The sequence below is a fragment of the Methanolinea sp. genome, assembly GCA_030055515.1.
Classification (GTDB): Archaea; Halobacteriota; Methanomicrobia; order Methanomicrobiales; family Methanospirillaceae; genus Methanolinea_A.
Genome location: JASFYI010000004.1, coordinates 107,492 through 131,815 on the forward strand (window position 1 = coordinate 107,492; position 24,324 = coordinate 131,815).

A 24,324-nucleotide genomic window follows, 5' to 3' on the forward strand; every position below is an offset into this window, starting at 1 on the left:
GCATCCCGGCGACCCGCGTGCAGGTAGATTCATCTCTCCGGCAGCTGCATACCCTCCCTTCATGCGGTACTATCCGGATCCCGGGAGGAACATCGACATCTCGCGCGCGAACAGGGTCATAGAGGAAGCATTCGCCGAGCACGGGCACGGGCGGGTGCAGATGCCCCCGAAGATCTACGTGACCCTCGAGAAGGGGGATTTCCGGACGATGCCCGGGTACATCCCCTCGCTTAGAATCGCCGGCGTCAAGATCGTCAACGTCCACCCGGGGAACCCCGCCCTCGGCCTTCCCACCGTGATGGCGCTTACCATCATCCTCGACCTCGAGACAGGCCGCCCCGTCTCCATATTCAACGCGACCGAGCTCACGGATATCCGGACGGGGGCGGCGGGTGCCGTGGCCGCGAAGTACCTCTCCCCGAGGAGGAAGGTTCGCCTCGGCCTCGTGGGGGCTGGCCGCCAGGCCCGGGCGCAGGCAATCGCGATCTCAAGGGAGCTCGAAGTCACCGAGATCCTCGTGTGGAGCAGGAACAGGGCAAATGCCGAGAGATTCTGCGAGGCGCTCGGCCTGCCGGGCTGCAGGAGCGAGGACTTGAAGACCGTGTGCGACTGCGACGTCCTCGTCACGACGACCCCCTCGCGCGAACCCCTCGTCATGGACGCGTGGGTCCACGAGGGGACACATATCAACGCGATAGGTGCGGATGCGCCCGGCAAGCAGGAACTCGACCCCGCGATCCTCCGGAGGGCATCTGTCTTCGTGGACGACCCTGCCCAGGCCATCCACTCCGGGGAGATCAACGTGCCGATCGCGAAAGGTCTCTACTCCCCGGGGAGCATCGCGGGGACACTCGGCGAGGTCGTGATCGGCCGCAAGGGCAGGAGAGATCCATCAGAGATCACGGTCTTTGACTCGACGGGCCTTGCCATCCAGGACCTCGCGATCGCCGCGATCGCGGCGGAATCGGCAGAGGGGATCGACCTGCCCTTCCCCTGAACGTCGCGAGAATATGGCGGCGAGTAACGGGGAAATTGCGGCGGCAGAAGGGGAGGGAACATGAAAACCGTGGATTGCTTGGCCGGCGAAGGGAGAAGAGAATTCACCGGGGATTTCCGGGCGGACGGCTCCACTTCTTCCAGACCACTTCCCGGTAGACGGGGCCGCTATTGTAGGTGCAGAACGGGATGAGCGTCCCGTCTGGTGTCGCGTAGTGGATGCAACAGCGCTGGACGCGGGAGAGGTCGTAGTTGTACCTGTCCATGAAGTGCATCGTTCCCACGAAGAGCGCGTTCCAGTGGAACTCGCGGAGTGCATCGAAGTTGTGGAATACGAGCGTCTTGCCGAGGAGCTTCCACAGTTCCCTCCCGGTCTTGTGCCCGTCCTTCTTCACGGACTGGTTGAGCTCCGAGATGATCGAGAGCAGGGCGCGGTACTTCATCAGGAACCCCCCGCTCTTCAGCTTCTCCGCGGTCTCGGAGAGGGCCGAGAGGAAGTGCTCGACGTCGACCATCCTGTTGACGGGCGTCATGCCATCGTCGTTGACGAAGACGTACGTGGCCGCCCCGCAGTGCTGGTGCGCGGTGAAACGGATCTGCGGCTGGCCCGTGAAAGCCTCGACGAACTCGGAGATGGGGACGACGCAGGGGACAGGGTAGAAATCGTCCCTCTTGATGATCCCGCCGGTCTGCTCCTCGATGGCCTGGAGGAGCTCGGGGATAGTGATCCTCTCGCGCGCGACGTCTTCCTGTTTTGCAGCGCCCGTGAACGCGATGGGCTGGAAATTGACCCCTCTCACCGCCCGGATGTGGTCCGCGGCGAACCTGATGATCGCACCCACCTCGTGGTCGTTCCGCCCCTTAATGACGGTGGGAACGAGGACGACGCCGACGCCGAGTTCCTCGCAGTTCTCCACGACCTTCAAGTCCGTCGCGATCTTGAAGTTCGTCTCCCTCGTGACCCCGTCGAAGTGGAGGTAGAGCGTGGAGAGCCCTGCCTCCCGGAGCTCGCGGAGGTACCCTATGTCCCTTGCGAGGGAGATGCCATTCGTCGCGACCTGTACCTGCGGGAACCCCATCTCCTTTGCCGCCGCGATGATACGGGGCAGGTCCTCGCGCATCGTGGGTTCGCCGCCGGAGAACTGGACGGCGGGGGTCGGGACGGGTTTCTCCTCGCGCAGGAGCCGCAGCATCGCGATGACCTGCTCGTAAGTGGGTTCATACACGTACCCGCACGCCCGCGCGTTCGCGAAGCAGAAATCGCAGTTGAGGTTGCACCTGTTCGTCAGGTCGATGTTAGCAAGGAGCGTCGCGGACTTGTGGTTGGTGCAGATCCCGCAGTACGAGGGACACCCGTCCGGCGGGGCAGTCCGGTGCGGGTTCTCGATGCCCTTCCCCACCGACTCGAACCGCTCGAATTTCTTCCAGAGGTCCACGTCTGACCAGTACAGGTCACGGAAGTGACCGTGCTCCGGGCAGGTGCGTTCGAGCCAGACTTTGCCCCCGTCCTCGAGGATTGCCGCATCTAGCACCGCGTTGCACTCCGGGCATATGCTCCTCGTCTTCTTCAGTATTGCCGGCATGACACCAATCCACCGTCAGGTTGATAATTTCTGGGATATCTTAATGCTTATAATTACGCCTCATTACAGTGACCGGGGAGCATATTATTAGTCTCGATGCACTCGCTGTACCGCTGGCGGCAGCCCTCTGGTGCATGCTGCCGGCATACGTTCCAAACTCCGTGGCCGCGTGCTTCGGGGGCGGGAGACCGATCGACGGGGGAAGGGTCCTCTCCGACGGGGAGAGGATCCTCGGGGACGGGAAGACATACCGTGGCCTCTTTTCCGGCATCGCGGGGGGTATCCTCGTCGGCCTTGCCCAGCTGTGGCTGCAGGGGACCGTCGAATCGTTTCCCCTCCCCGCCCACACCCTCTCCTCGGTCGTCCTCTTCTCCGTGGGAGCACTGGCAGGGGACCTCGCGAAGAGCTTCCTCAAGCGCAGGCTGGGGAAACCGAGCGGTGAGAGGTGGCCGGTCGCGGACCAGTACGACCTTGTGGCGGGGGCTTTCCTCCTCGCCGGCATCTTCGACCCGGCGTGGCTCCTCTCGGCCGTCACCCTCCCCGTGCTCCTCTGGATCCTCGTCCTCACCCCCCTGCTCCACAGGGCGGCAAATGTCATCGGGTACCTCGCCGGAGTGAAGGATGTCCCATGGTAAACGAGGTCGTAGAACTCCTAAAGGAGCACGGCGCACTCGAATTCGGGGATTTCGTCCTCTCATCGGGTGAAAGGAGCCCCTACTACCTCGACGTGAAGAAGGTCGTGACGAACCCCGTCGCGCTCCAGAGGATAGGGGCGATCATCGCGGGTGCCCACGAGTTCGACGTGGTGGCAGGCGTCGCGGTCGGCGGGATCCCTCTCGCCGTGGCCGTCGCCCTCGCGAAGCAGAGGCCTTTTGCGATCGTGAGGAAGGAGGAGAAGGGCCACGGGAAGGCGGGGAAGATCATCGGCGACGTGGGGGGCAGGCGCGTCCTCCTCGTCGAGGACGTGACGACGTCGGGGGGATCCGCCCTCGACGCGGTGAGGGCCCTGCGGGCAGCGGGGGGGACCGTCGAGCTCGCGGTCACCGTCGTCGACCGAGAGGCGGGTGCGGCAGCGAGACTCGCAAAGGAGGGGGTCCGGCTGGAAGCCCTCGCGAGGGCCTCGGAGATTCTCAGGGCCGTGGAGGAGAACAGCAACCGTTAACAGACGGAAATTCCGATACATGACTATGAAGATCCTTGTTGTGGGGAGTGGTGGCAGGGAACACGCCATTGCCATGGCTCTGTCCCGCAACACCGACGCGGAGATCTACGCGGCGATGGCGCACGAGAACCCGGGCATCGCGCGACTCTGCCGCAAGTTCCACGTCGGGAAGGAGACCGACGTCAGGGCAGTCACGCAGTTTTCACGGGAGAACTCCATTGATTACGCGATAATCGGGCCCGAGGCCCCCCTCGAGGCAGGTATCGTCGACGCCCTCGAGTCAGCCGGGATCCCCTGCGTCGGGCCGACGAGGGCGGCAGCCCGCCTCGAGACGGACAAGGCCTTCTGCAGGGAGATGATGGAGAGCCACGGCATCCGCGGCTGCCCCCGCTACAGGGTCTTCCGCGACCCGGACGACGCGGTCGCTTTCCTCCGGGATTACCCCGGCGACCTCGCCATCAAGCCCATCGGCCTCACGGGCGGCAAGGGTGTCAAGATCGTGGGCGAACACCTCGACAGGGAGGGCGCGGCAGAGTACATAAGGAGCCTCTCGGGGGGCGTGGTCCTCGAGGAGAGGCTGCACGGCGAGGAATTCACGCTCCAGGCGTTCTCCGACGGGAAAGATGTCGTCCCCATGCCCCTTGTACAGGACCACAAGAGGGCCTATGAGGGGGACAAGGGTCCCAACACGGGGGGGATGGGTTCCTATTCCCTCCCCGACCACGGTCTCCCCTTCGTCTCCCCGGCCGACAGGGAGGAGGCACTCGGGATCATGCGGTCCGCGATACGGGCGATGGAAAAGATCGGGACACCCTACCGCGGGATCCTGTACGGCCAGTTCATGAACACGCGGAACGGCCCTATGGTCGTCGAGTTCAATGCCCGGTTCGGCGACCCGGAGGCGATGAACGTCCTATCCATCCTCGAGACGGACCTCCTCTCCATCGTGGAGGGCATCGTTGGAGGTACCCTCGCCCGGCTCCCCGTCTCGTTCTCGAGGAAGGCAACCGTCTGCAAGTACGTCGTCCCCGAGGGGTACCCGGAATCGCCGCTCCGCGGCGAGAGGATCACCCTTGGCCCGTACGAACCTGCCTTCCTCTACTACGCGAACGTCACGGAGAGGGACGGCGCTCTCTACACGGGGTCTTCGCGGACGCTCGCGTTCGTCGGCGTGGGCGAGACCCTCGCCGATGCCGAGAGGATCGCCGAGGCCGCGGCATCGGGCGTGAGGGGGAGGGTGAGGCACAGGAGGGACATCGGCACCCCCGCGCTCCTCGAGCGACGGATTGCACACATGAGGGAACTGTAGATGAAGCGCGACATCGTCTCTATCCTCGACATCACCGCGGGGGAACTGGACCGCCTCCTCGAGGAGGCCGGCCGCCTCAAGAGAATGCGCAGGGAGGGAAAGCCCCACCCCTACCTCGAGGGCAAGTCCCTCGCCATGATCTTCGAGAAATCATCGACCCGCACCCGAATCTCCTTCGAGGTGGGGATGGCCGAGCTCGGGGGGACCGCACTGTTCCTGAATGCACAGGACCTGCAGATCGGGAGGGGGGAGGAGATACGCGACACGGCGCGCGTCGCATCCCGGTACGTCTCCGCGGTGATGATCCGGGCGTACAGGCACTCCACGATCGAGGAGTTCGCGCGGTACGCGACCGTTCCCGTCATTAACGGCCTCTCGGACCTGGAACACCCGTGCCAGATCCTCGCCGACATAATGACGATAAGGGAGAGGTTCCACAGGACGGAGGGGATCAGGGTCGGCTGGGTGGGCGACGGTGACAACGTGTGCAATTCCCTCATCCTCTCCTCTGTCCTGACGGGGATGGACATCACCGTCGCGACACCGGAGGGATACTCGCCCCCGCCGCGGATACTCGAGGTCGCCCGGGGCCGCGGGGGCAAGGTGAGGGTTGTCAGGGACCCGAGGGAAGCGGTGAGGGATGCCCACGTGGTCGTGACCGACACGTGGGTCTCCATGGGAACCGAGGCCGAGCGCGACGCGAGGCTCCGGGCATTCTCCGGGTACACCATCACGGAAGAGCTCATGGAGACCGCGGCGCCCGACGCGATCTTCATGCACTGCCTGCCCGCCCACAGGGGACAGGAGGTCACGGACGGGGTGATCGAGGGTCCCCGGAGCGCCGTCTTCGACGAGGCGGAAAACCGCCTCCATGCCCAGAAGGCCCTCCTCGTCTTCCTTATGCGCGGGTGGGAGGGGGGGGAAGGGCCCCTCACTCCCCGATGAACTTCTTCAGCTCGTAGTAGAGGTAGTCCTGGACCTCTTCCATCGTCTTCTTCTTCCCCCTGAACGCGAGCAGCTCCCTCTCGTCGCCATCCATGTTCGCGAAGTACAACCGCTGTTTCCTCTCCACGAGCTGGACGTCGAATTTCCGGATGATTTCCGCGATGATCGAGCGCGGGACACCGGGAGGGATGAGGAGGTCGTAGAGCTGTTCTTCCCCGCCGGGTTCTTCCCGCGGCCCGGTATGTTCGTTATCCTCTCTCTTTTCTTCTGTCATGGTGCACCATTCTTCACTTCCCCGCCTTTATCCTGCGGGACATGATACAGGGTCCCCCGCGGACACCCCCGATGGGATTCTTCGGTTTTCCAAGGGAATTCATGCACCGCCCCATGAGCGCTGCACCCCTCGCGAGGCCGTCGTCCACGAAGACCACGTGGTCGTTCGGGTTCGGGAAGAGGCGCCTCTCCGCGATTCCCTCGAGGATGTACTCGGGTTTCCGCCCTGAGATCGCTGCCCTCCCGGTAAAGCCGATGCTCGACCTTGGGTAGACGAGGCCGAGCTCGTGCGCGACGTCCACGAGCCGCAGGGCCATGCGTGCGCACACCCTGTCGATCACCTCGTTGAGGAAACCAAGGCCGTGCTTCTCGTAGATCTCCCTCCCAAGTTCCGAGAGTTCGGGGAGCGTGCTCCCGTTCACGCCCGCATCGCAGCCGATCAGGGCGATTCCGGACTCCTTCGCGACGTCGGCGAACACGGGGACCCTCCCGAACCTCCGCCTGTCGGGAGGGACGAGCCGGATGTCGATCAGCTCGTGGGCACGGTCGACGTACTTCCGGACGGCCTCGCTCTGCCCCCTCCGTACGAAATCGCCCACCACGCTCCTGTCGCCGAAGACCTCGAGCGCCGTCCCCGTCCGCGGGTCGACGAGCCCCGTCCCCTTGATGATCGCGTCGGGGATCGCGCCCGCGAGCCCGCAGAAGTTCCCGATGGTCTTCGCGAAGGGGTTGGGATCATCCGGGGCGACGTCGCTCGTGATCCTCCCGTCGAGCGTTGTACCGAAATCGATGGATATGCAGGGATTCCTGAAGTCGACAGGGGTCCACTTCGCGCCCTCCTTGATCCCTGCCATGGCGAGCTCGCCCTCCATCTCGTTTGCGACCATCTCGACCCCGGTGCTCCCGACGGGGGGAATCACGCCCGCGACAGCGCCCACGAAGACGACCTTGTCGGCGAAGCTGTAGGGCTGGAGTTTGGGGGCCTGGTTCGCCTTCGACATGGGGGGAGTCATCTTGCGCGGGGGAACCCCCGCCATGAGGCAGCCGTTCGCGAGCGCGAGGACGAATTCTCCCACCTGGTCAGGGGAGTCCATCGCGGCGACGACCCCGGTGCTCCGCACCACGAAATCGAGGTCTTTCTGGATGTCGAGGTGTGCCTCCCTGTGGCACTGGATCAGCGTGTCCCTGACGAGTTCGGTCACGGATTCGCGCGTGAGTTTCGTGCCATCGAGGGTCTCCCCGAAGATCTCCTCGCCGGGCTTGGGTTTCCGCACGTCCCTGCTCATCCGGACGGTCTTGTGGATGACGTAGCTCATCCCCGTCTCGAGGTTTACCCCCGTGAGGATGCACTTCGTCGTCGTGTTTCCCATCTCCACGGACGCCACGATGAAGTAAGGCTTTACCCTGAATTCGGGGACGTACACGCCCGGTCCGTGTGCGATGGACGGTGGAGGAGGACTTTCCACGATGTGTGGCCTGGGTTTAAAAAATCGTTCAAAAAAACGCGCACACATGTATATCGAATGAGAAGCTCGGGTGGAATATATCTTTCGATTTGCATTAAAGGCCTGCTAATTCGGTTTTTTTCCCGCGGCTGTGCCCGCGGATGCTTTGGGAAATGGGGGAGATATCCCCCTCAATCCGGTACCGCACGCGGGCGGGGATCCGAAGGGATGGGCCCCATGGTGGCGGGCCCCCGTCTGGCCCGTGGAACGCAACATTTTTAAGAGGACACTGTGAAAGGGCATAACATGGATTTAAATGACCCCCGGGGGTGGGTCTTCTACTACCTGATCTGCTTCGTGGCCCTGCTCTGGGTCGGTTTCCTCTCCGCGCAGGGAGTCATGCTCTTCGTGAGCCTTTTCCTCACCCTCATCGTCCTCGGATTCTCTGTCATCCTCTGCGTGATGCTGATCCTCGAACTGAAGAAGGAGAGGTCGGGTTGAATGGCTCGCGGGGAATGGGAAATTTGAGGGCAATCGATTAAATAATCCAAGGTGCGATCCATTCGTGGGGGGTGCAATGCGGGCGAGTTCGGCAACGATGCTGCTGATTGCGGTCCTGATGATCATCATCATCCTTGCCCTGATCGTGATCATAGGGCTCACCGTCAGGCTCCAGGCCGGCTGCGGGACAGGCCAGGGAGATGGGGCGATCATGCAGTTCGTCTCGTTCTCGCAGGATCAGGTCGTCTGCCTCTTCGACGCACTCAGGCAGTGGTTCGAGTTCCTGATGGCCCAGATCCAGAAGGTCTCCGAGCACCTCTGAAAATTCGAAGTACCATCCCGAAGACCGCCGGGTGACGATCCCGTGGTCATCCGGTTCTCAACCACCGGCGTGGGCGATCTTCCCCGCCGGTCTGTCCACCGTGTCCTGGATACCCGAAACCCGGGGTTCCCGCTTCCCGGGGACCTCCCCCAGTGAAAATCTTAATGCGTCTGCCGCCAATGCCTTGAGATACCGGCAGCGAGTTGAGTTTGCATGGAAATGGTCAGGGTCAGCGGCAGGAAAAAGGGTGATGTCCGCCTCTACGCGCTCTCCACGTGCGGGTGGTGCGCAAAGACAAAGGACCTCCTCAACTCCCTCGGCGTGGAGTACACGTACGTCTACGTCGACCTCCTCTCGGGGGAGGAATTCGAGGAGGCACTCTCCGAGGTCGAGAAGTACAACCCCGCGGGATCGTTCCCCACGCTCATCATCGATGGCTCGCGGGTGATCGTGGGCTACAAGGAGAAGGAGATCAGGGAGGCCCTCGCGTGACAGGCGGTGGGATAGGGGAAGAGGTCGTCGAGGAGAAGATCAAAACGCTCAGGAGAGACGCGGAGGCCGGGGGATACATCCTCAACCCGGACGCCGAGATGGTGAGGAAGCTCGCGGAAGGACTCTGCGTCAACGAGGGGAGGTACGGGTATCCCTCGTGTCCCTGCAGGCTCGCGTCCGGTTCGCGCGAGGACGACAGGGACATCATCTGCCCGTGCGACTACCGCGACCCCGACCTCGAGGAATTCGGGGCCTGCTACTGCGCGCTCTACGTCTCTCCTGCCGTTGCGCGGGGAGAGCAACCCCTCGTCCCCGTCCCGGAGCGACGTCCCCCGAGGTCCGCCCGGAAGGGACGCGCGAGCGTTGCGCGGAGCGGAGTGGCCGGCCTTGCGTACCCCGTGTGGCGGTGCAGGGTGTGCGGGTACCTCTGCGCGAGGGAAAGACCGCCCCTCGTCTGCCCGGTCTGCAAGGCCTCTCAGGACCGGTTCGAACGCTTCATGTGAGGTGGGATGCCGGAGGTGCGTACGTGGAGGGCGGGTTGTGCACGCTCAAGTAGGCTCAAGTATCCATGGGACCAAGGTGTAGGACATGCCCGGACCGATCGAGATAGAGGTCGTGGGACTCGAGGACTCGGCCTGTTCCCCGTTTCCCTGCGACAACACGCGAACCTGCGGCCTCCACGAGTGCTACCCGTCGGGAAAGCTCGTCCCGGCATTCGAGGCCCTCAGGAAGGAACTCCTGCGGCAGTACGGGGACGCGGTGAGGGTGACCCTGATCCTGATCGACAGGGAGGTTCCTGCCCGCGTGAGGGAGATCATCGCCGAGAGGTACCCTCCAATCCCGTTCGTCCTCGTCGACGGAACGCTCGTCCCCATGGGGAGGATCTCGCTTCCCCAGATGCAGAGGGAGATCGAGAAGAGGATGGGGGAAATCAGGCGATCTTCGTGAGCTCGCCCGTCTCCATGTTGTAGTAGAGACCGTGAATACTGATTTTCTTGTCGAGGAGTGCTTCTTTCACGATCGGGTAATTCTTCAGGTGTTCAATCTGGAGGATGACGTTCTCCCTCTCGATCATCGCCAGTTTCGCCCTCTCCTCTTCGGGTGACGTGGGGGGTGGAATGCGCGCCTCCACGCGCCTCTTTGCCTCGGTAGCATTGGCAAGCCAGAGGGGTATGTACTTGTCGTCCGTCTCTTTTCCCAAGGCCTTCATGGCCCCGCAATCCGAGTGACCGCATATCACGATGTCCTTCACCTTGAGGTGGCGGATAGCATATTCAAGAACCGTCGCGAAGTTCCAGTCGTGGAGAGGAACGATATTTCCGATATTCCTGTGCACGAAGAGCGTTCCTGGCATTGTCTGCGTGATGTGCCCGGACTGGATGCGCGAGTCCGAGCACGTGATCCAGAGGACCGATGGATTCTGTCCCGCTGACAGTTGCCTGTAGTGTGGGAGGTTGTCCTTGAAGAAACCCTCCCGAAACCTCCTGTTGCCCTCGAGGAGTTGGTCTATCATGGATAATTGCCTCTCTTTGCCATGGGGAAGGGACAGCACTGGATGATCTGTGACCTGCCATCCCCTCTCACAGGGGAGATTGACGGGGGAATATATAAAGAAGTGATATTTATTCCGCCGTCCCATCTCTCGCAGGGAGATGCGACGGGAGCGTTCATGCCACCATTGTTACCTGGAGAGGATACCGAGTCCGTGAGGACTCGGACATCCCGGTACTGGGAAATCGACTTCGCGAGGGGTATCGCGGTCACGATGATGGTGACATACCACGTGGTCTTCGACTTCGCATACCTCGGGGTCACCGATGCCCGGGCGTCGCTTGGTCAATGGAGGCCCCTCGCATTGGCGACGGCAACGCTCTTCCTCCTCCTCGTCGGGATCTCCCTCACCATAAGCAGCGCGAGGGTCGAAGGGAAGCTCGCGGGGCGGGCCTACGCGCTCAAGTTCGCGAGGAGGGGAGCGGGGTTATTCCTCGCCGGGCTTTCTCTCACGGCCATCACGCTTGTCGTCGTCCCCGCGTCCCCGATCCTCTTTGGAATCCTCCACCTGATTGGGGTCTCGGTGATGCTCGCACCCTTCTTCCTCCGCTACAGCCGGGCAAACCTCGTGGCCGGCCTCTCGCTCGTTGCGGCAGGTCCTTTTGTCGGATCCCTCGAGGGGCCGCTCCCCCTCCTCTGGATAGGGCTGCACCCCGCGGGTTTCTCGAGCCTCGACTACACCCCTCTCGTCCCGTGGCTCGGTGTCGTGCTCGTCGGCGTCTTCGCGGGGAAGGTGCTCTACCCGGGGGGAGAGAGGAGGGTCCGGGTCCGCGGGGACGTCCCCCCATTAGGGGGAGGGATCTGTCTCCTCGGCCGGCATTCCCTCGCCATCTACTTCCTGCACCAGCCCGTCATCCTCCTCGGGATCGCACTCTTCTTTGGAATCCCCAGACCCGCGTGAGTGGCGGTCCCGGCGGAGGTCCCCCTTCAACTGTCTTTTACCGCGCGGAGTTCCACGCGGAAAGAGGCTCCCTTGGAATGATCCCCCGGGATCCTGTCGCACACGCTGATATCCCCCCCGTACCGGGAGGCGAGCATCTTCGCGATGTAGAGTCCGAGGCCCTTCCCATGCTCCCCCGGCTCGATCTTCGAGAAGCGCATGAATATCACATTTTTGAGGTCGTCGGGGATGCCGGGGCCATTGTCAGAGACGGTGACGACAACCTTCTCCTGCGTCGGTCTCTCGACAGAGACGCATATCTTCACGCCGTAACCACCGAATTTCACGCTGTTCCCGATGAGGTTTGCGAATACCTCCCCGAGCAGTTCGTCGGCCCACACTTTCACGGGAAGGCCGCTGTACGTGATCGCGACGTCGGGGTACGCGCGGATCTCCTTCTTTATGACCGCGTCGAGGTCCACGGGCCGCAGCTCGGGTCTCTTCCCGTGGACTTTCCGGATCGTCTCCACGTTCCTGATGATCTCCCGGCTCTTCCTTATGCCCTCCCTCATCTTGCGGGCAATGGTGGCTGCCTCGCCGGAAAGCATCTCGAGGAGGAGGTCGCCGTACCAGAGGGACGCGAGGTTTGCGTTGTTGATGTCGTGCATCAGGATGTCGAGGTAGAGGTTTGCCTGCCGGTTTGCCTCCGCAAGCTGTTCCATGAGGGAGATCCGCGTGGTTGCCGCCGCGATCTCGCCCGCGAGGGCTCTCACCAGTCCTTCCGCAGCGTGGAAATCCGGATCCCTCGAGATGACAAAGAAGGTTCCAAGCAGCGTCTCCCCGCTCCGGAGGGGGACGACCATCCCCGCTCCCGGGATTCCCTCGCGGCCGCCGCCGTACTTCCTCCCCCACGCGAGGGGTGCGACCCCCTTCATCGCGTCCTCCCACTCTCTGCCCCCCATCGCGTCGAGGAGGCCCGCGTCTCCCGACGAGAAGAGCGAGGGGGTTTGTCCCTCGCGGAAGAGGGAAACGCCGCAGGTGTCGCAGCCCAATGACTCTCGCGCGTGGGCGAGGACGGAGCCCATCATCGACGCGGTGTCGGGGGCAGTGGACGCATCGGCAATGACCTTGTTGAGGAGGGAGAGCTGCCTGTTCTTCTCCTGGAGTTCCTTCTCCTGCGCGATCCGGCCGGATATATCGATGACCATCAGGACCATTGTCTTCTTGGGCAGCCTCGCCCCCGATATCAGGACGGGCACAGTGGACCCGTCCGCCCGGACGAGGGTCGTCTCGAGCTGCGGGACCGTCCCTGAGGACTCCATCTCGCCGAGGAATGCCCGCCGCGATGGCTCGTCCCTCCAGAAATCCGTGAATTTCTTCCCCACGAGGTCCCGGGCGTGCTCCATGAGTATCGCGCTCCCGCGTTGGTTGACCTCCTCGATGACGAGGTCATCCTCGCCGTTCCTCGCGATGAATATCCCCGCGTCGGAATTGTCGAAGATCCCCCTGTAACGCGCTTCCCTCTCGTTCCGTTCGCCCGAGAGGGACGAGATGACCACGGCGACGGCGACGAGGACGTAGAAGCTCGCGGTCGTGATCGCGAGGGTGATCGCGGAGAGGTCGGGATTGGGGTGGAAGTACACCGAGAAGACCTCGAGGATCCCCACGGCCACCGCGAATACCACGCCGTTCCGGGGGAACCAGTAGGCCGCGAGGATGATGGGGAAGTAGAAGAGGAGGGGCGTGAAGAGCGAGAGGGGACTCCCGATCACCGCCGCGTAGGCGAGGAACGCGACGAGGGTGATCGCGGCGAGGGCAAGGAGTTTCGCATCTTTCCCGTCGAGAAAAGGCGTCGGGTCTCCCATCGGCGGTCTCCGGAGTCTAGTATAAATGTACCCTGAAGTGATTTAAAGCATGAGTCAAGTGAAGACGTGACCCGGGGTGGTCGAAACGGTGACCGATAGACCGCGGAAGACCAGCGCCGCTCAACGGGAGAGGGTCCTAGGGTTCATCCGGAGGATGGCGTGGGCCTTCTCGAAGGAACGCCTCGCCTCCTCGTACCTCCCGAGCTCCTTGAAACAGACACCCCTGTAGTTCCACGCGTTCACGTTGTCGGGCTCTTTCTGGATGACGATGTCGAAGCACTCGATCGCCTTCTTGTACAGGGTGAAGTCCCCCCTCTCGCGCCCGAGCCTCTCGAGTGCTTCCCCCCTCGCGTAGTACGTCGCAGGTGTCCGGTCATTGAGGTCAAGGACCCTGTCGAAACACTGGAGCGCCTCCTCGTACCTCCCGAGCTCCTTGAGGCACACGCCCTTCTCCCTCCACGCGTCGACGTGGGACGGGTCCATCTCGATGACGCGGTCGAAACACTCTATCGCGTCGAGGAACCGGCCCTGCCTGTAGTAGAGGTCGACACCCTTCTTGAACCAGCTTGCAGTCGACTTCCCGAATATCCTGTCAAAGAGCCCTATCTCCCTCTCCCTCGCGATCTCGGCCGCCTGCGTCTCGGTCACCCGCCTGATCTCCGTGATGTCGCGGATGGTCTCGATCGCGCCGATGGGGTTGCCCTTCCTGTCGGAAATCAGGGTCGCCCTCGACCAGAGGACGGCAGGCCTCCCCCTGAGCAGTCCCCTCGGGATCTCCGCGGTCAATGAGTTCCCCTCCCTCTTCACGTTCTGGTAGCCGAAAGCCGCGATCTCCTCGTCGGGGCTATTGAAGAGGTTGACGAGCGACGGGCGACGTTCCCCGAAAAAGGCGAGGGAGTACTCGAAGTTTCCCTTCCCGGTCACCCTGCCGGAGGGAATCCCCGTCAGGTCCTCCATCGCCCTGTTCCACGCGATGACCCTTCCCTCGCGGTCGATGGCAAACGTGGCGTCGGGGAGGTGGGCGACGATGTCGGCGAGCTGGCGGTCCGCCGAGGTGAGGGATTCCTCCGCGGCACGGCGGCTGATGGCCTGCCGGATCATCCGGTCGAGTTCCCTGAACTGGGCCTTCGGGTCCTGCCCCTTCGAGAGGTAGAAATCCGCCCTGTTGTTGAGGGCCTCCACGACGACGTGTTCCCTCCCCTTCCCTGTGAAGACGATGAAGGGCGTCGTGTCCCCCTCTGCACGGAGTATCTTGAGGAGGACGATTCCATCCATCAGCGGCATCTCGTAATCGCAGACGATCGCGTCGTAACTCTTTGACTTCAGGATCTCGAGGGCCTCTATGGCAGAACGGCACGTATCCACCACGAGTTCCCCTGACCTCTCGAGGAACAATTTCGTGATCTCGAGGAGGGCCGGCTCGTCGTCGATAAAGAGGACCGATATCTTCCCGTTTCCGGACCCTTGTGCCATCTCCCGCAGAAAAGTATCCTGCTCGTCGTACTTAATCCTTTCATCCGGAGCAGGGTGCGCGTACCGGCACAAAAAGGGAAAAAACCGGGGAATTCCCGGAGGGGCGGGGGGATCTCTACCGGTAGTCAGAGGAATAGCGGGACATCCCGGAACTCCCTCGCGTCGAACAGGCCCCTCTCGGTGATACGGAGTTCCGGGATGACGGTCAGGCTGAGGAAGGAGAGGTACATGAAGACCCCCGGGATCGCCCCCGCCGATTCCGCGACCTCGTGGAGTGACCCGAGCCTGCGGATGACCTCCTCGGCGGGGAGGATGGACATCAGGCCCGCGCACTCGAGCGGGAGGACGACCGTCTCCCTCCCGCGCACGACTGCAAGGCCCCCGCCGCCCCGGAGGATCGCCGAGAGTGCCCGCCTGATCGAGGTATCGTCCGCGCCGACCGCGACGAGGTTGTGGGCATCGTGGGCAACGCTCCCCGCGACGGCACCCTCCTGCAGGGAAAACCCGTGGACGATACCCACGGCAGCCTTCTTTTTCCTGTAGCGGCTGCAGACGACGACCTTGAGGAGATCGCGGTCGGTGTCCGGGATTCTTTCCCCATCGACCTCGTACACGAGCGACTCGGTCAGGATCTCCCCGGGCACGATGCCGATCACCCTCGCGGCACCGCTGCCCGCGAGAGCAAGTTCCCGCGGTGGAGGGACCCGTGCTTCCATGGGCGACCCGATGGACCGGGGCTTCCTCCCGGGAAAAGACGAGGCCGGACGCCCCCTCGAGTACGTGGCCTTGACGCAAAACGGTGACTCCTCGTCGAGGATGCAGAAATCGGCCCTCCTCCCGGGCGCGACTGCCCCCCTGTCGTCGAGGAGGAACCTCTCGGCGGGGGAGAGCGTTGCCATCCGGAGTGCGACCTCGAGTTCGATCCCGTGCTCGAGCGACTTCCTGATGCAGTCGTCGATGTGCCCCTCGCGCGCGATGTGGTCGGCGTGGCGGTCGTCTGTCGCGAACGCGAGGCGCGGGGCGGTACGGGACGTCGCGAGGGGGACGAGTGCCCGGAGGTTCCGTGCAGTCGATCCCTCGCGTATGAATACGTACATCCCGCGGACGAGCTTCTCCCGCGCCTCGGATAGACTACTCGCCTCGTGGTCGCTCTGGATCCCGGCGCAGATGTAGGCGTTCAGCTCGCGGCCGGAGAGGAGGGGGGCGTGCCCGTCCCTCACGCGCGAGATCCCGAGCTTCTCGTAGACCTGCGGGTCGCCGCCGAGGACTCCCGGGACGTCCATCACCTCCCCGAGCCCGACCACCCCGTCCCTCTCCGTGAAAGGTGCGAGGTCGCGGGCGGTGAGCGTTGCCCCGCCGGTGTCGAGGGGGGTGGCCGGGACGCAGGAGGGGAGTGCGAGGAGGATGTCGACGGGGAGGTCTTCCCTCTCCCTCAGCATGTACTCGATTCCCTCCGCGCCGCAGACGTTCGCGATCTCGTGGGGATCGGCAATCACTGTGGTCGTCCCGTGCGATGCGACGAGGCGCGCGAACTCGGACGGGACGAGGAGCGAGCTCTCGATGTGCACGTGCGCGTCGATGAGGCCGGGAACGACCCGTCTCCCTTTGAGGTCGCAGGTGTCCTTCGCCCTGTAACCCTTGCCCGTCCCGACGACCCAGCCGCCGCTGACCGCGATGTCGGTCTCCACCCAGTCGCACGTAAACGGGTCAAAGAGGCACGCGTTTGAAAAGAGGGTGTCGGCGGTTTCCCGCCCGAGGGCACGGTCCACGCACGTTCTCCGCGATGCGGGCGGGAAAGTCTCTCTCATCAAGGAGTTCCTGTGTCGTGGCAGGACAAATGCTTTGGCATGCGGGGGTGCACGCGGGGTGGTGGCCGGGGAGAAGATACAAGACCATCCCCCGCCCCATAAGTAAGTGATGGCCCGGCAACTTCCGTCTCCCGCGGGGTGCATGGAGGGCGCAGCATGAACGAGATCCTCGTCTTCGGCGTGGTGATCGGGGGAGTATTCTCGGCAATAGGGAGCGCGGTACTCGTCCACCTCGGGGAGACGATAGACCGGTTCCCGCGGGAGGGCGATGAGAAGAGGGTGAGGAGCGTGTGGAGCCCGAGGGAATTCACGAGGTACGCGGTGGCGATCTACTGGCCCCTCTACCTCGCCGGTGCAGCGATGCTGCTCCCGGGGACGCGCCTGCTGACCGTCGCGGGGATCGCCACGATCTTCGGGCTCGTCCTCTTCATGGTCACCGCCCTCGTCTTCTCTGTCGCGACCTACCACCTCATGCAGTCTGGCGGGAGGAAGGAGTCGCCGAGAGTGGGGCTGTTCTCGTCGTTGCTCGCGGGAAAGCCTGTCAGCCCGTACCCGCGCGGGCGGCGTTCGCCCGGGACGGGGGGCAAGGGGACCGGGTCTCCTGACAGGGAGGCCCCTCGGAAGGGAGACGAGCGGAAGGACGACACGTAAGGGGCAGGGGGAGGCAAGCTCGCGCCGCCCCGGCGCGGGGTGGAACGGGTCTTCCCGGGTTCCCGCGGTGCGCGAAAAAACCGGTGGGGACAGGGAGGGTAGATCACCCGAAAATCTCGCGGGACCTCTCGAGGGCCTCCACGGCGGGGAGTTTCTTGCCCGTGAGGAACTCGATGCAGGCGCCGCCCCCCGTCGAGATGTGGGAGAAATCCCTGTCGATTCCCATCTTCTCCGCGACGGCGGCAGTGTGCCCCCCGCCGATGATGGAGAACTCCGACCTCGATGCGGCTCTCAGGAGCTCGTAGGTCCCCGTCGCGAAGTCGGGGTCCTCGAAGACCCCCGCGGGCCCGTTGAAGACGACTGTCCGGCACGAGCGGATCTTCTCCGCGAGCGACGCGATCGCATCAACGCCGACATCGAGGATCGTCGCGTCGCCGGGGATGGCGTCCACGGGGTACTCGACCCTCCTGCCCTCCTCCCGCACGGCGACGGTCTCCGGGAAAGCGATCCTCTCGCGGTAGGACGCGAGGAGGCGCCGCGCCCTCTCCACCTCCCCCTCGTACCCGAGCTGCTGGACGAGCTGGAGCGAGCCTTTCCCGATGGCGTGACCCGCGGCGAGGAGGAAGACGTTCGCGACGACACCCGTCACGATCACGGTGTCGGCAATGCCCTTCTCGAGCACGTGTTCCGCGACGGAGAGCGAGTCGTCGACCTTCGTCCCGCCGAGGACCATGCAGACCGGCCCGGGCGCACTCCCGAAGATCCTGCCGAGGTACGTGATCTCCTTCTCCATCAGGAGCCCGGCGACCGAGCGCATCACCATCGGGAGACCGACCATCGTGGGCTGCGAACGGTGCGCCGTCCCGAAGGCGTCGTTCACGAAGATGTCGCCCATGCGCGAGAGCCTCTGCACGAGGTGGGTTTTTTTGGCCTCCTCGGGCTTCACGGTGAGGTTCTCCTCTGCATTGAACCTCACGTTCTCGAGCATCAGGACGTCACCGTTCTTCATCCTGCGGACGGCTTCCCTCGCGCACTTCCCGAAGATGTCGTCGATGTATTCCACATTCTGCTGGAGGAGGGTGCCGAGCCTCTCGGCATGGCCCTCGAGGGTCGTGAAATCCTTCTTTCCGGGCCTGCTCTGGTGGGTGACGATCACCACCCGCGACCCGGAGAGAGCCTTGATCGTGGGGAGGTGCTCGCGGAAACGCTTGTCATCGAGGATCCGGCCCGTCGCGGGGTCGATGGGGGAGTTGAGGTCAAGCCTGAGGAGGACCGTCTTGTTCTCGACCTTCGCGTCCTTCAGCGTCCCTACCGGCATCTCGTCCCCTCCCCGCGGATCACGCGTTCCGCGCCTTTATCTTCTTCAGGCGGAAGAGTTCCTCCCTCTCCATCTCGTCGAGGCGCATCTTGATGAAGTCCCGCGCGGCAGTCATCTCCGGGATGACCTTGAACTCGAGGGCGTTGACCCGCCTCTTCGTGGACTCGATCTCGTCGAGGAGCCTCTTCATCGTCGTCTCCACCTCGGCACTCCGGATGATCGCCTCCACGAGCTCCTCGAAGGCGAGCGCCGTCTCGTCGATTACCGATGAGGTCCCGAGTATCCCGTAACCCCTCTCCAGCAGCCCTTTCCTGACCTTCGTCGACTCGATCTCCGGGACGACGACACCCATGATGTTCTTGCTGTGGACCGAGATCGAGGGGACCTCCTTCACGGAGAATGCGGCTGCCTTGACGCCGATCGCCCCTTCCACGGTGTTTGCGACCGCCATCAGTTCCCTCGCGCGCTCGTACTTCTCGTTGAGCACGTCGCGGCTATCCTTCGCCTGCTCGAGCACCCTGAAGAACTCCATGATGAGCCCGTCCCTCTTCATCTTGAGGATCTTGTATCCCCTCTCCGAGAGGGCAATCTTCTTCTTGAGATTGATCAGCTCGGAGCGGGTGGGCTTGATATCTCGGAGTGCCATGGAGACCTATCCCCCGGCCTTCGCGGCCTGCCTGAACTTGGGGTGGTACTTGTGGATGAGCTCGCGGTCGATGCGGACGAGCTGCTCGACGGGCAGTGACGCGAGGAGTTCCCACCCGAGGTCGAGCGTCTCCTCGATGGTGCGGTCCTCGTTGGGTCCCTGCCGGACGAAACGGTTCTCGAAGACGTCCGCGAATTCGAGGAACATCCGGTCCCGCTCCGAGAGGGCCTCCTTCCCGACGATCGCGACCAGGCCGCGGAGGTCGTTGCCCTCTGCGTACGCGGCGTACAGCTGGTCGGAGACCTTTTTGTGGTCCTCGCGGGTGTGGCCCTTGCCGATCCCGAGGTTCATGAGGCGGGAGAGGGACGGGAGCACGTTGATGGGCGGGTAGATACCCTTGCGGTGGAGTTCCCTGCTGACCACGATCTGACCCTCGGTGATGTACCCCGTGAGGTCCGGGATCGGGTGGGTGATGTCGTCGCCCGGCATGGTGAGGATGGGGAACTGCGTGATGGAGCCCTTCTTGCCCTTGACGATCCCCGCCCTCTCGTAGATGCTCGCGAGGTCCGTGTACATGTACCCGGGGTACCCGCGGCGGCCCGGCACCTCCTCGCGCGCGGCCCCGATCTGTCTCAATGCCTCGCAGTAGTTCGTCATGTCGGTGAGGATGACGAGGACGTGCATCCCGAGGTCGAACGCGAGGTATTCTGCGGTCGTGAGGGCGAGGCGGGGCGTGATGATCCGCTCGACGGCAGGGTCATCCGCGAGGTTGAGGAATACCACCGCACGCTCGAGGGCACCTGTCCGCTCGAAGTCCTGCATGAAGTAGTTTGCCTCTTCTTTCGTGATGCCCATCGCCGCGAAGACCACCGCGAAGCCTTCCTTAGAGCCCGGTACCTTCGCCTGCCGCGCGATCTGGAGCGCGATCTGGTTATGCGGGAGTCCCGCGCCGGAGAAGATCGGGAGTTTCTGCCCCCGCACGAGGGTGTTCATCCCGTCGATTGTGGAGATACCCGTCTGGATGAAATCGTTCGGCGAACCGCGCGCGTACGGGTTTATCGCTGCCCCCGTGATGTCGAGGCGTTTCTCGGGGACGATCTCGGGTCCACCGTCGATCGGTTTCCCGCCGCCGGAGAGGATGCGCCCGAGCATGTCGCGCCCGACGGGCATCTTGATGGTCTCGCCCGTGAAGCGGATCCCGCTGTCCCTCCCGATCCCGGCGGTCGTCTCGAATACTTGGACCACCACGAGCTCGTCGCTCGTGTCGAGGACCTGCCCGCGCTTGACGGTACCGTCGAACAGGACGATGTTGACGAGTTCCCCGTACCCGACGGGCTCGGTCTTCTCCACGAAAACCAGCGGACCCGCGATCTGGGTGATTGTCCTGTATTCCTTCATGCTGCCGACCTCAGTGCATTGAACTCGGACTCCATGTCCGCCTGGACCTTCGCGAGGAACGGTTCGTAGTCCTTGATGAACTTGACCTGCGGCAGCTCGTTCTTGGATTTCACGGAGAGTATTTGCTGGGGTGTCACGCCCGCGTTCTGAGCCGCGTAGGCAAGGTCAGAGAACTGGCGGATCGCTTTCATCATCGCGTACTGCTTCTTCATGTCGCAGAAGGTATCCACGGGGTCGTACGCGTTCTGCTGGAGGAAGATCTCCCGGATCATCCGCGCGACCTCTATCGTGATCTGCTCGGTCTCGGGGAGCGCGTCGGAGCCGACCAGCTGGACGATCTCCTGGAGTTCCGCCTCCTTCTGGAGGATCTCCATCGCCCACGACCGGAGCGTGTTCCACTCGGGCGAGACCTCCCTGTCGTACCACTCCTGCAGGCTCTCGAGGTAGAGGGAGTACGAGTTGAGCCAGTTGATGGCCGGGAAGTGCCGCCTCTGGGAGAGCTTCGCGTCCAGCGCCCAGAAGACCTTCACGATGCGGAGGGTGTTCTGCGTCACGGGCTCGGAGAAGTCACCGCCCGGCGGGGAGACGGCGCCGATGACCGAGACTGAGCCCATCCTCCCGCTCAGGGTCTTCACCCTGCCCGCGCGCTCGTAGAACTCCGAGAGGCGTGCGGCAAGGTACGCGGGATACCCTTCCTCGCCCGGCATCTCCTCGAGCCGGGACGAGATCTCGCGCATGGCCTCGGCCCAGCGGGACGTCGAGTCTGCCATCAGGGAGACGTCGTACCCCATGTCCCTGAAGTACTCCGCGATGGTGATCCCGGTGTAGACCGATGCCTCCCTCGCGGCGACCGGCATGTTGCTCGTGTTCGCGATGAGCACTGTCCTCTCCATGAGGGGTTTCCCGGTCTTTGGGTCCTCAAGCTCGGGGAACTCGGTGAGAACCTCTGTCATCTCGTTGCCGCGCTCGCCACACCCGATGTAAACGACGATCTCTGCGTCGCTCCACTTCGCGAGCTGCTGCTGGGTGACGGTCTTGCCGCTCCCGAAGGGCCCGGGAATGGCGGCAGTACCCCCCTTCGCGATCGGGAAGAGACCGTCGAGGATGCGCTGCCCCGTGATCAGCGGGATGGTCGGGTTCATCTTCTCGAGGACGGGCCGCGGCACGCGTACCGGCCACTTCTGCATCATGGTGAGTGTCGTCCCGTCGTCCAGCGTGCAGACGGGCTCGTCTACCGTGAACGAACCGGCCCTTATGGTCTTGACCGTCCCGCCCTTCACGTTCGGGGGGACGAGGATCCTGTGGACGATGTTCGTCTCCTGGACTTCGCCGATGATGGATCCGGGCCCCACGGTATCGCCTTCCTTCACGACGGGGCGGAACTCCCACTTCCGCGAGTGGTCAAGGCCGGGCGCCGAGACACCCCTGTGGATGAAGTCGCCCATCTTCGCGACGAGCACGGAGAGGGGCCGCTGGATCCCGTCGTAGATACTGGTCAGGAGGCCCGGCCCGAGTTCGACGGCAAGGGAGAGCCCCGTGTTGACCACCGGCTCGCCCGGGCGGATCCCCGAGGTGTCCTCGTAGACCTGGATGATGACGTTGTCCCCCTGGATCTTGATCACCTCGCCCATGAGCTCTTCCTTGCCGACCTTCACCACGTCGTACATGTGGGCCTCGATCCCCACCGCGGTGACGACGGGACCGGCGATACGTTTCAGAACTCCTGTCTTTGCCTTTCTTGTCTCCTGTTCTTTCACTTCCACAGATCAACACCCACTGAACGCTTTATCCTCTCCCTCATGGAGAGTCCCCCTTCCTCTGCACCGATCGTGATGACTGTCGGTTTCACGGACTCCTCGAGGGTCATCTGCAGTCTCCGCGGGATCTTCTTCACGTCACCACTCTGCAGGACGAGGATTCCCACGTCCGGGTCCTCGAGGACCCGGTTGATGTATTCCACGAGTTTCTCCTCGTTCTCTGCCGGGTACGTCTTCCGGATACCTGCCAGCCGGAAGCCGAGGATGAACTCCTGATTTCCTATCACCGCGATCTCCATTATACCACCAGGTAACCCCGTATCCTCTCGGGCGCAAGCCCGGATTCCTTGCCCCGCGCGAGGGCTCGGAGGTTGAAGATCTCGTACTTCTTCTTCTCAAGGTATACGAGAATCGGATGGATGGAGAACGGCTGGAGCTTGGACATGGTCTCCATCTCGGAAAGCTGCACCTTGATGAGTTCGTTGTCGATCTCCCGGAGCGACATCTCCCCTGCGAGCCTCGCGAGGAGTTCCCTCAAGGGCTTGACCTTGACGAGGGGCACGAGGGCGTCGATGAATTCCCGCGTGTCCTTTATCGGGAAGATGCGCTGGAGTGATTGAGGAGGAATCGTCCCTCCCTGGATGAGAATGTCCGAGATGTCGGTCACGGAGGGATCCGCCCTCACGCGGAACATGGTCCTGATGTTCGTGACGTCGATATCCAGCGTGATGTACTCGAGGAACTCCCGGCCACCCTTTATCCCGCTCTGGGCGTACGCGATGAGGTCGGCGTAGAATTGCTTGTAGAGCTCGTTCTCCACCTTCGGGAGTACCTCCTCCTTGAGACCCCCTTCCGTCATCCGCGCGAGCACGGGAAAGATTCCCTTCCCCCGGAGGGCTTCCACGACCCTCTCCGCGGTCGGCTCTTCGAGGAGCCTGTCGAGGAACGCCCTGTCGAGTTCCCCTGCAGGTACCAGGATCTCCTTGATCTTCCCCTTCTTCTCCCCGTGGAGCTTGCCCCGGATGATCGTCAGGACGTTCTGAATGTCCCAGCGCCGGAGGTATGCCCGCGTGAGGTCCTTGAGGGTGCCGGGGGTGATCTTCTGGACATTCTGGTACTCCTTCGCGAGGTTCCACGAGAGCGCGATCTCGATGAGGTCGATCCCCCTGAAGGATGTCGCGAGTTCGTCCACTTCCTTGCGGTACTGCGTCTCGCCCACGAACCGCGTGATCTCGTCGAGCCCCATGTTCAGCATCCGCATATACTCTTCCCGGGGGATGAGCTTCGACTTGCGGACACGCATCCTGGTACAGACGTAGATGAAGGGGACGGGTCCCGCTCTTATCTCGGCCACGGGCGCACCCCCTCACCCGAAGAGCAGGTCAGAAGCATCCTTGAGTCCCGATTCCCACACGGCATCGAGGAACGTCCGGTAGCTGTAGTCCAGTTTCAGGCTGCCGTCCCTGCTCTCGACGATCACGCCCCCGTCGATGTCCACGTCGGTTCCCACGGAAAAATTCCGGAATTCAGGGTTCTGCGAGAGGACCTGCTCGAGGAGTCTCCTGTCGCGGGAATTCACGTGGACGATACCGTCCCCGATCTGGGTCTTTGCCTCCCGGAGGAGGTTCGCGAGGGCCTCCCTGTGGAAATTCTCCGGGAGGCCCGCGATGGCCTCCCTCGCGTGCTGGTAGACCTGGTCGAGGAGCTCCTTCTGCGTGTTGAGCAACTCCCTCTTCACCTGGAGGTTTGCGGCCGAGACTTCCTGGTCCATGAGGTAGGCGGCCTGCCTCTCGACCTCCTCGCTGGCAGCCTGCTTGATCTTCCCTGCGCGTTCCTGGGCAGCCGTGAGAACCCTCTTCGTCTCCTCCTGGCTCTCCCTCCGGATCCTTTCCACTTCCTGCCGTCCTCGTTCGCGGATCTCTTCCAGGACTGCCTCCAATCCCATGGTC

The 24,324-nt window shown here is 63.3% G+C and carries 26 protein-coding genes; 12 read left to right on the forward strand and 14 right to left on the reverse strand.

Translation table 11 applies throughout. The features are described 5' to 3' along the window. The first annotated feature begins 61 nt into the window (after window positions 1–61). Window positions 62–997 carry an ornithine cyclodeaminase family protein gene (locus tag QFX32_08060; GenBank protein ID MDI9633988.1) on the forward strand — a complete coding sequence of 312 codons (936 nt, stop codon included), beginning with the start codon at window positions 62–64 and terminating at the stop codon, window positions 995–997. A gap of 103 nt (window positions 998–1,100) precedes the next feature. Here the strand turns inward: QFX32_08060 and QFX32_08065 are convergent, their stop codons facing one another. Then, window positions 1,101–2,579: a radical SAM protein gene (locus QFX32_08065; GenBank protein ID MDI9633989.1), complete on the reverse strand. Its 1,479-nt coding sequence runs from the start codon at window positions 2,577–2,579 to the stop codon at window positions 1,101–1,103. Between the two features lie 134 nt (window positions 2,580–2,713). On the opposite strand from QFX32_08065, the gene QFX32_08070 reads away from it, so the two are divergent. Genes QFX32_08070 through argF form a run of 4 tightly spaced genes read left to right on the forward strand, consistent with a single transcriptional unit; the run spans window position 2,714 to window position 5,995 of the window. Then, window positions 2,714–3,214: a CDP-2,3-bis-(O-geranylgeranyl)-sn-glycerol synthase gene (locus QFX32_08070; GenBank protein MDI9633990.1), complete on the forward strand. Its 501-nt coding sequence runs from the start codon at window positions 2,714–2,716 to the stop codon at window positions 3,212–3,214. Beyond that, on the forward strand, window positions 3,208–3,741 hold the full coding sequence (gene pyrE, locus QFX32_08075; protein MDI9633991.1) for an orotate phosphoribosyltransferase: 534 nt from the start codon (window positions 3,208–3,210) through the stop codon (window positions 3,739–3,741). Before QFX32_08070 ends, pyrE begins: the two co-directional genes overlap by 7 nt. Window positions 3,742–3,760: 19 nt before the next feature. After that, entirely contained in the window at window positions 3,761–5,050 is a 1,290-nt protein-coding gene (gene purD / locus QFX32_08080) for a phosphoribosylamine--glycine ligase (protein MDI9633992.1), read from the forward strand. Further along, complete coding sequence (gene argF, locus QFX32_08085; protein ID MDI9633993.1) at window positions 5,051–5,995, forward strand: ornithine carbamoyltransferase; 945 nt, start codon at window positions 5,051–5,053, stop codon at window positions 5,993–5,995. On the opposite strand, the gene QFX32_08090 is transcribed toward argF, so the two are convergent. Both QFX32_08090 and QFX32_08095 read right to left on the reverse strand, forming a co-directional pair. Next, on the reverse strand, window positions 5,982–6,269 hold the full coding sequence (locus QFX32_08090) for a hypothetical protein (protein MDI9633994.1): 288 nt from the start codon (window positions 6,267–6,269) through the stop codon (window positions 5,982–5,984). The two genes, argF and QFX32_08090, sit on opposite strands and share 14 nt — an antisense overlap. Before the next feature lie 13 nt (window positions 6,270–6,282). Beyond that, window positions 6,283–7,782, reverse strand: coding sequence for a methanogenesis marker 14 protein (locus QFX32_08095; protein MDI9633995.1), 1,500 nt, complete (start codon window positions 7,780–7,782; stop codon window positions 6,283–6,285). Window positions 7,783–8,019: 237 nt separating this feature from the next. On the opposite strand from QFX32_08095, the gene QFX32_08100 reads away from it, so the two are divergent. From QFX32_08100 to QFX32_08120, 5 genes are all read left to right on the forward strand, one after another. After that, the gene (locus QFX32_08100) at window positions 8,020–8,214 is read left to right on the forward strand and encodes a hypothetical protein (protein MDI9633996.1); all 195 of its coding nucleotides are present in this window, start codon (window positions 8,020–8,022) and stop codon (window positions 8,212–8,214) included. A 76-nt stretch (window positions 8,215–8,290) separates the two neighbouring features. After that, a complete protein-coding gene (locus QFX32_08105) occupies window positions 8,291–8,536 on the forward strand; it encodes a hypothetical protein (protein ID MDI9633997.1) in 246 nt (81 codons plus the stop codon). A 219-nt stretch (window positions 8,537–8,755) separates the two neighbouring features. Beyond that, window positions 8,756–9,028 (forward strand): glutaredoxin family protein, encoded by a 273-nt coding sequence (locus QFX32_08110; GenBank protein MDI9633998.1) that lies wholly within the window; start codon window positions 8,756–8,758, stop codon window positions 9,026–9,028. Next, window positions 9,025–9,531 carry a ferredoxin-thioredoxin reductase catalytic domain-containing protein gene (locus QFX32_08115; protein ID MDI9633999.1) on the forward strand — a complete coding sequence of 169 codons (507 nt, stop codon included), beginning with the start codon at window positions 9,025–9,027 and terminating at the stop codon, window positions 9,529–9,531. Before QFX32_08110 ends, QFX32_08115 begins: the two co-directional genes overlap by 4 nt. Window positions 9,532–9,616: 85 nt before the next feature. Then, window positions 9,617–9,976 carry a hypothetical protein gene (locus tag QFX32_08120; protein MDI9634000.1) on the forward strand — a complete coding sequence of 120 codons (360 nt, stop codon included), beginning with the start codon at window positions 9,617–9,619 and terminating at the stop codon, window positions 9,974–9,976. On the opposite strand, the gene QFX32_08125 is transcribed toward QFX32_08120, so the two are convergent. Continuing rightward, window positions 9,960–10,541 carry a carbonic anhydrase gene (locus QFX32_08125; GenBank protein ID MDI9634001.1) on the reverse strand — a complete coding sequence of 194 codons (582 nt, stop codon included), beginning with the start codon at window positions 10,539–10,541 and terminating at the stop codon, window positions 9,960–9,962. The two genes, QFX32_08120 and QFX32_08125, sit on opposite strands and share 17 nt — an antisense overlap. A 192-nt stretch (window positions 10,542–10,733) precedes the next feature. Between QFX32_08125 and QFX32_08130 the strand changes: the two genes are divergently transcribed. Beyond that, window positions 10,734–11,480: a heparan-alpha-glucosaminide N-acetyltransferase gene (locus tag QFX32_08130; protein MDI9634002.1), complete on the forward strand. Its 747-nt coding sequence runs from the start codon at window positions 10,734–10,736 to the stop codon at window positions 11,478–11,480. 26 nt (window positions 11,481–11,506) lie between these two features. Here QFX32_08130 and QFX32_08135 read toward each other — a convergent pair whose 3' ends face one another. The 3 genes from QFX32_08135 to ade form a co-directional block, all read right to left on the reverse strand. Beyond that, on the reverse strand, window positions 11,507–13,324 hold the full coding sequence (locus QFX32_08135; protein ID MDI9634003.1) for an ATP-binding protein: 1,818 nt from the start codon (window positions 13,322–13,324) through the stop codon (window positions 11,507–11,509). 120 nt (window positions 13,325–13,444) lie between these two features. Then, window positions 13,445–14,797: a tetratricopeptide repeat protein gene (locus QFX32_08140; protein ID MDI9634004.1), complete on the reverse strand. Its 1,353-nt coding sequence runs from the start codon at window positions 14,795–14,797 to the stop codon at window positions 13,445–13,447. A gap of 125 nt (window positions 14,798–14,922) precedes the next feature. Further along, complete coding sequence (gene ade, locus QFX32_08145; protein ID MDI9634005.1) at window positions 14,923–16,605, reverse strand: adenine deaminase; 1,683 nt, start codon at window positions 16,603–16,605, stop codon at window positions 14,923–14,925. 156 nt (window positions 16,606–16,761) lie between these two features. Between ade and QFX32_08150 the strand changes: the two genes are divergently transcribed. Then, window positions 16,762–17,256 carry a hypothetical protein gene (locus tag QFX32_08150; GenBank protein ID MDI9634006.1) on the forward strand — a complete coding sequence of 165 codons (495 nt, stop codon included), beginning with the start codon at window positions 16,762–16,764 and terminating at the stop codon, window positions 17,254–17,256. Between the two features lie 103 nt (window positions 17,257–17,359). On the opposite strand, the gene QFX32_08155 is transcribed toward QFX32_08150, so the two are convergent. From QFX32_08155 to QFX32_08185, 7 genes are read right to left on the reverse strand one after another with little or no spacing between them, the layout of a single operon-like run. Beyond that, complete coding sequence (locus tag QFX32_08155) at window positions 17,360–18,574, reverse strand: phosphoglycerate kinase (GenBank protein ID MDI9634007.1); 1,215 nt, start codon at window positions 18,572–18,574, stop codon at window positions 17,360–17,362. A gap of 19 nt (window positions 18,575–18,593) precedes the next feature. Continuing rightward, window positions 18,594–19,220, reverse strand: coding sequence for a V-type ATP synthase subunit D (locus QFX32_08160; GenBank protein MDI9634008.1), 627 nt, complete (start codon window positions 19,218–19,220; stop codon window positions 18,594–18,596). 6 nt (window positions 19,221–19,226) lie between these two features. Then, entirely contained in the window at window positions 19,227–20,618 is a 1,392-nt protein-coding gene (locus QFX32_08165) for an ATP synthase subunit B (protein ID MDI9634009.1), read from the reverse strand. Beyond that, entirely contained in the window at window positions 20,615–22,381 is a 1,767-nt protein-coding gene (locus QFX32_08170; protein ID MDI9634010.1) for an ATP synthase subunit A, read from the reverse strand. The genes QFX32_08165 and QFX32_08170 overlap by 4 nt, the downstream gene beginning before the upstream one ends. Next, window positions 22,372–22,674 (reverse strand): V-type ATP synthase subunit F, encoded by a 303-nt coding sequence (locus tag QFX32_08175; GenBank protein MDI9634011.1) that lies wholly within the window; start codon window positions 22,672–22,674, stop codon window positions 22,372–22,374. The genes QFX32_08170 and QFX32_08175 overlap by 10 nt, the downstream gene beginning before the upstream one ends. Beyond that, window positions 22,674–23,729, reverse strand: a complete 1,056-nt coding sequence (locus QFX32_08180; GenBank protein MDI9634012.1) for a V-type ATP synthase subunit C — start codon at window positions 23,727–23,729, stop codon at window positions 22,674–22,676. The genes QFX32_08175 and QFX32_08180 overlap by 1 nt, the downstream gene beginning before the upstream one ends. Window positions 23,730–23,741: 12 nt before the next feature. Continuing rightward, window positions 23,742–24,320 (reverse strand): V-type ATP synthase subunit E family protein, encoded by a 579-nt coding sequence (locus QFX32_08185; GenBank protein ID MDI9634013.1) that lies wholly within the window; start codon window positions 24,318–24,320, stop codon window positions 23,742–23,744. Window positions 24,321–24,324: the final 4 nt, after the last annotated feature.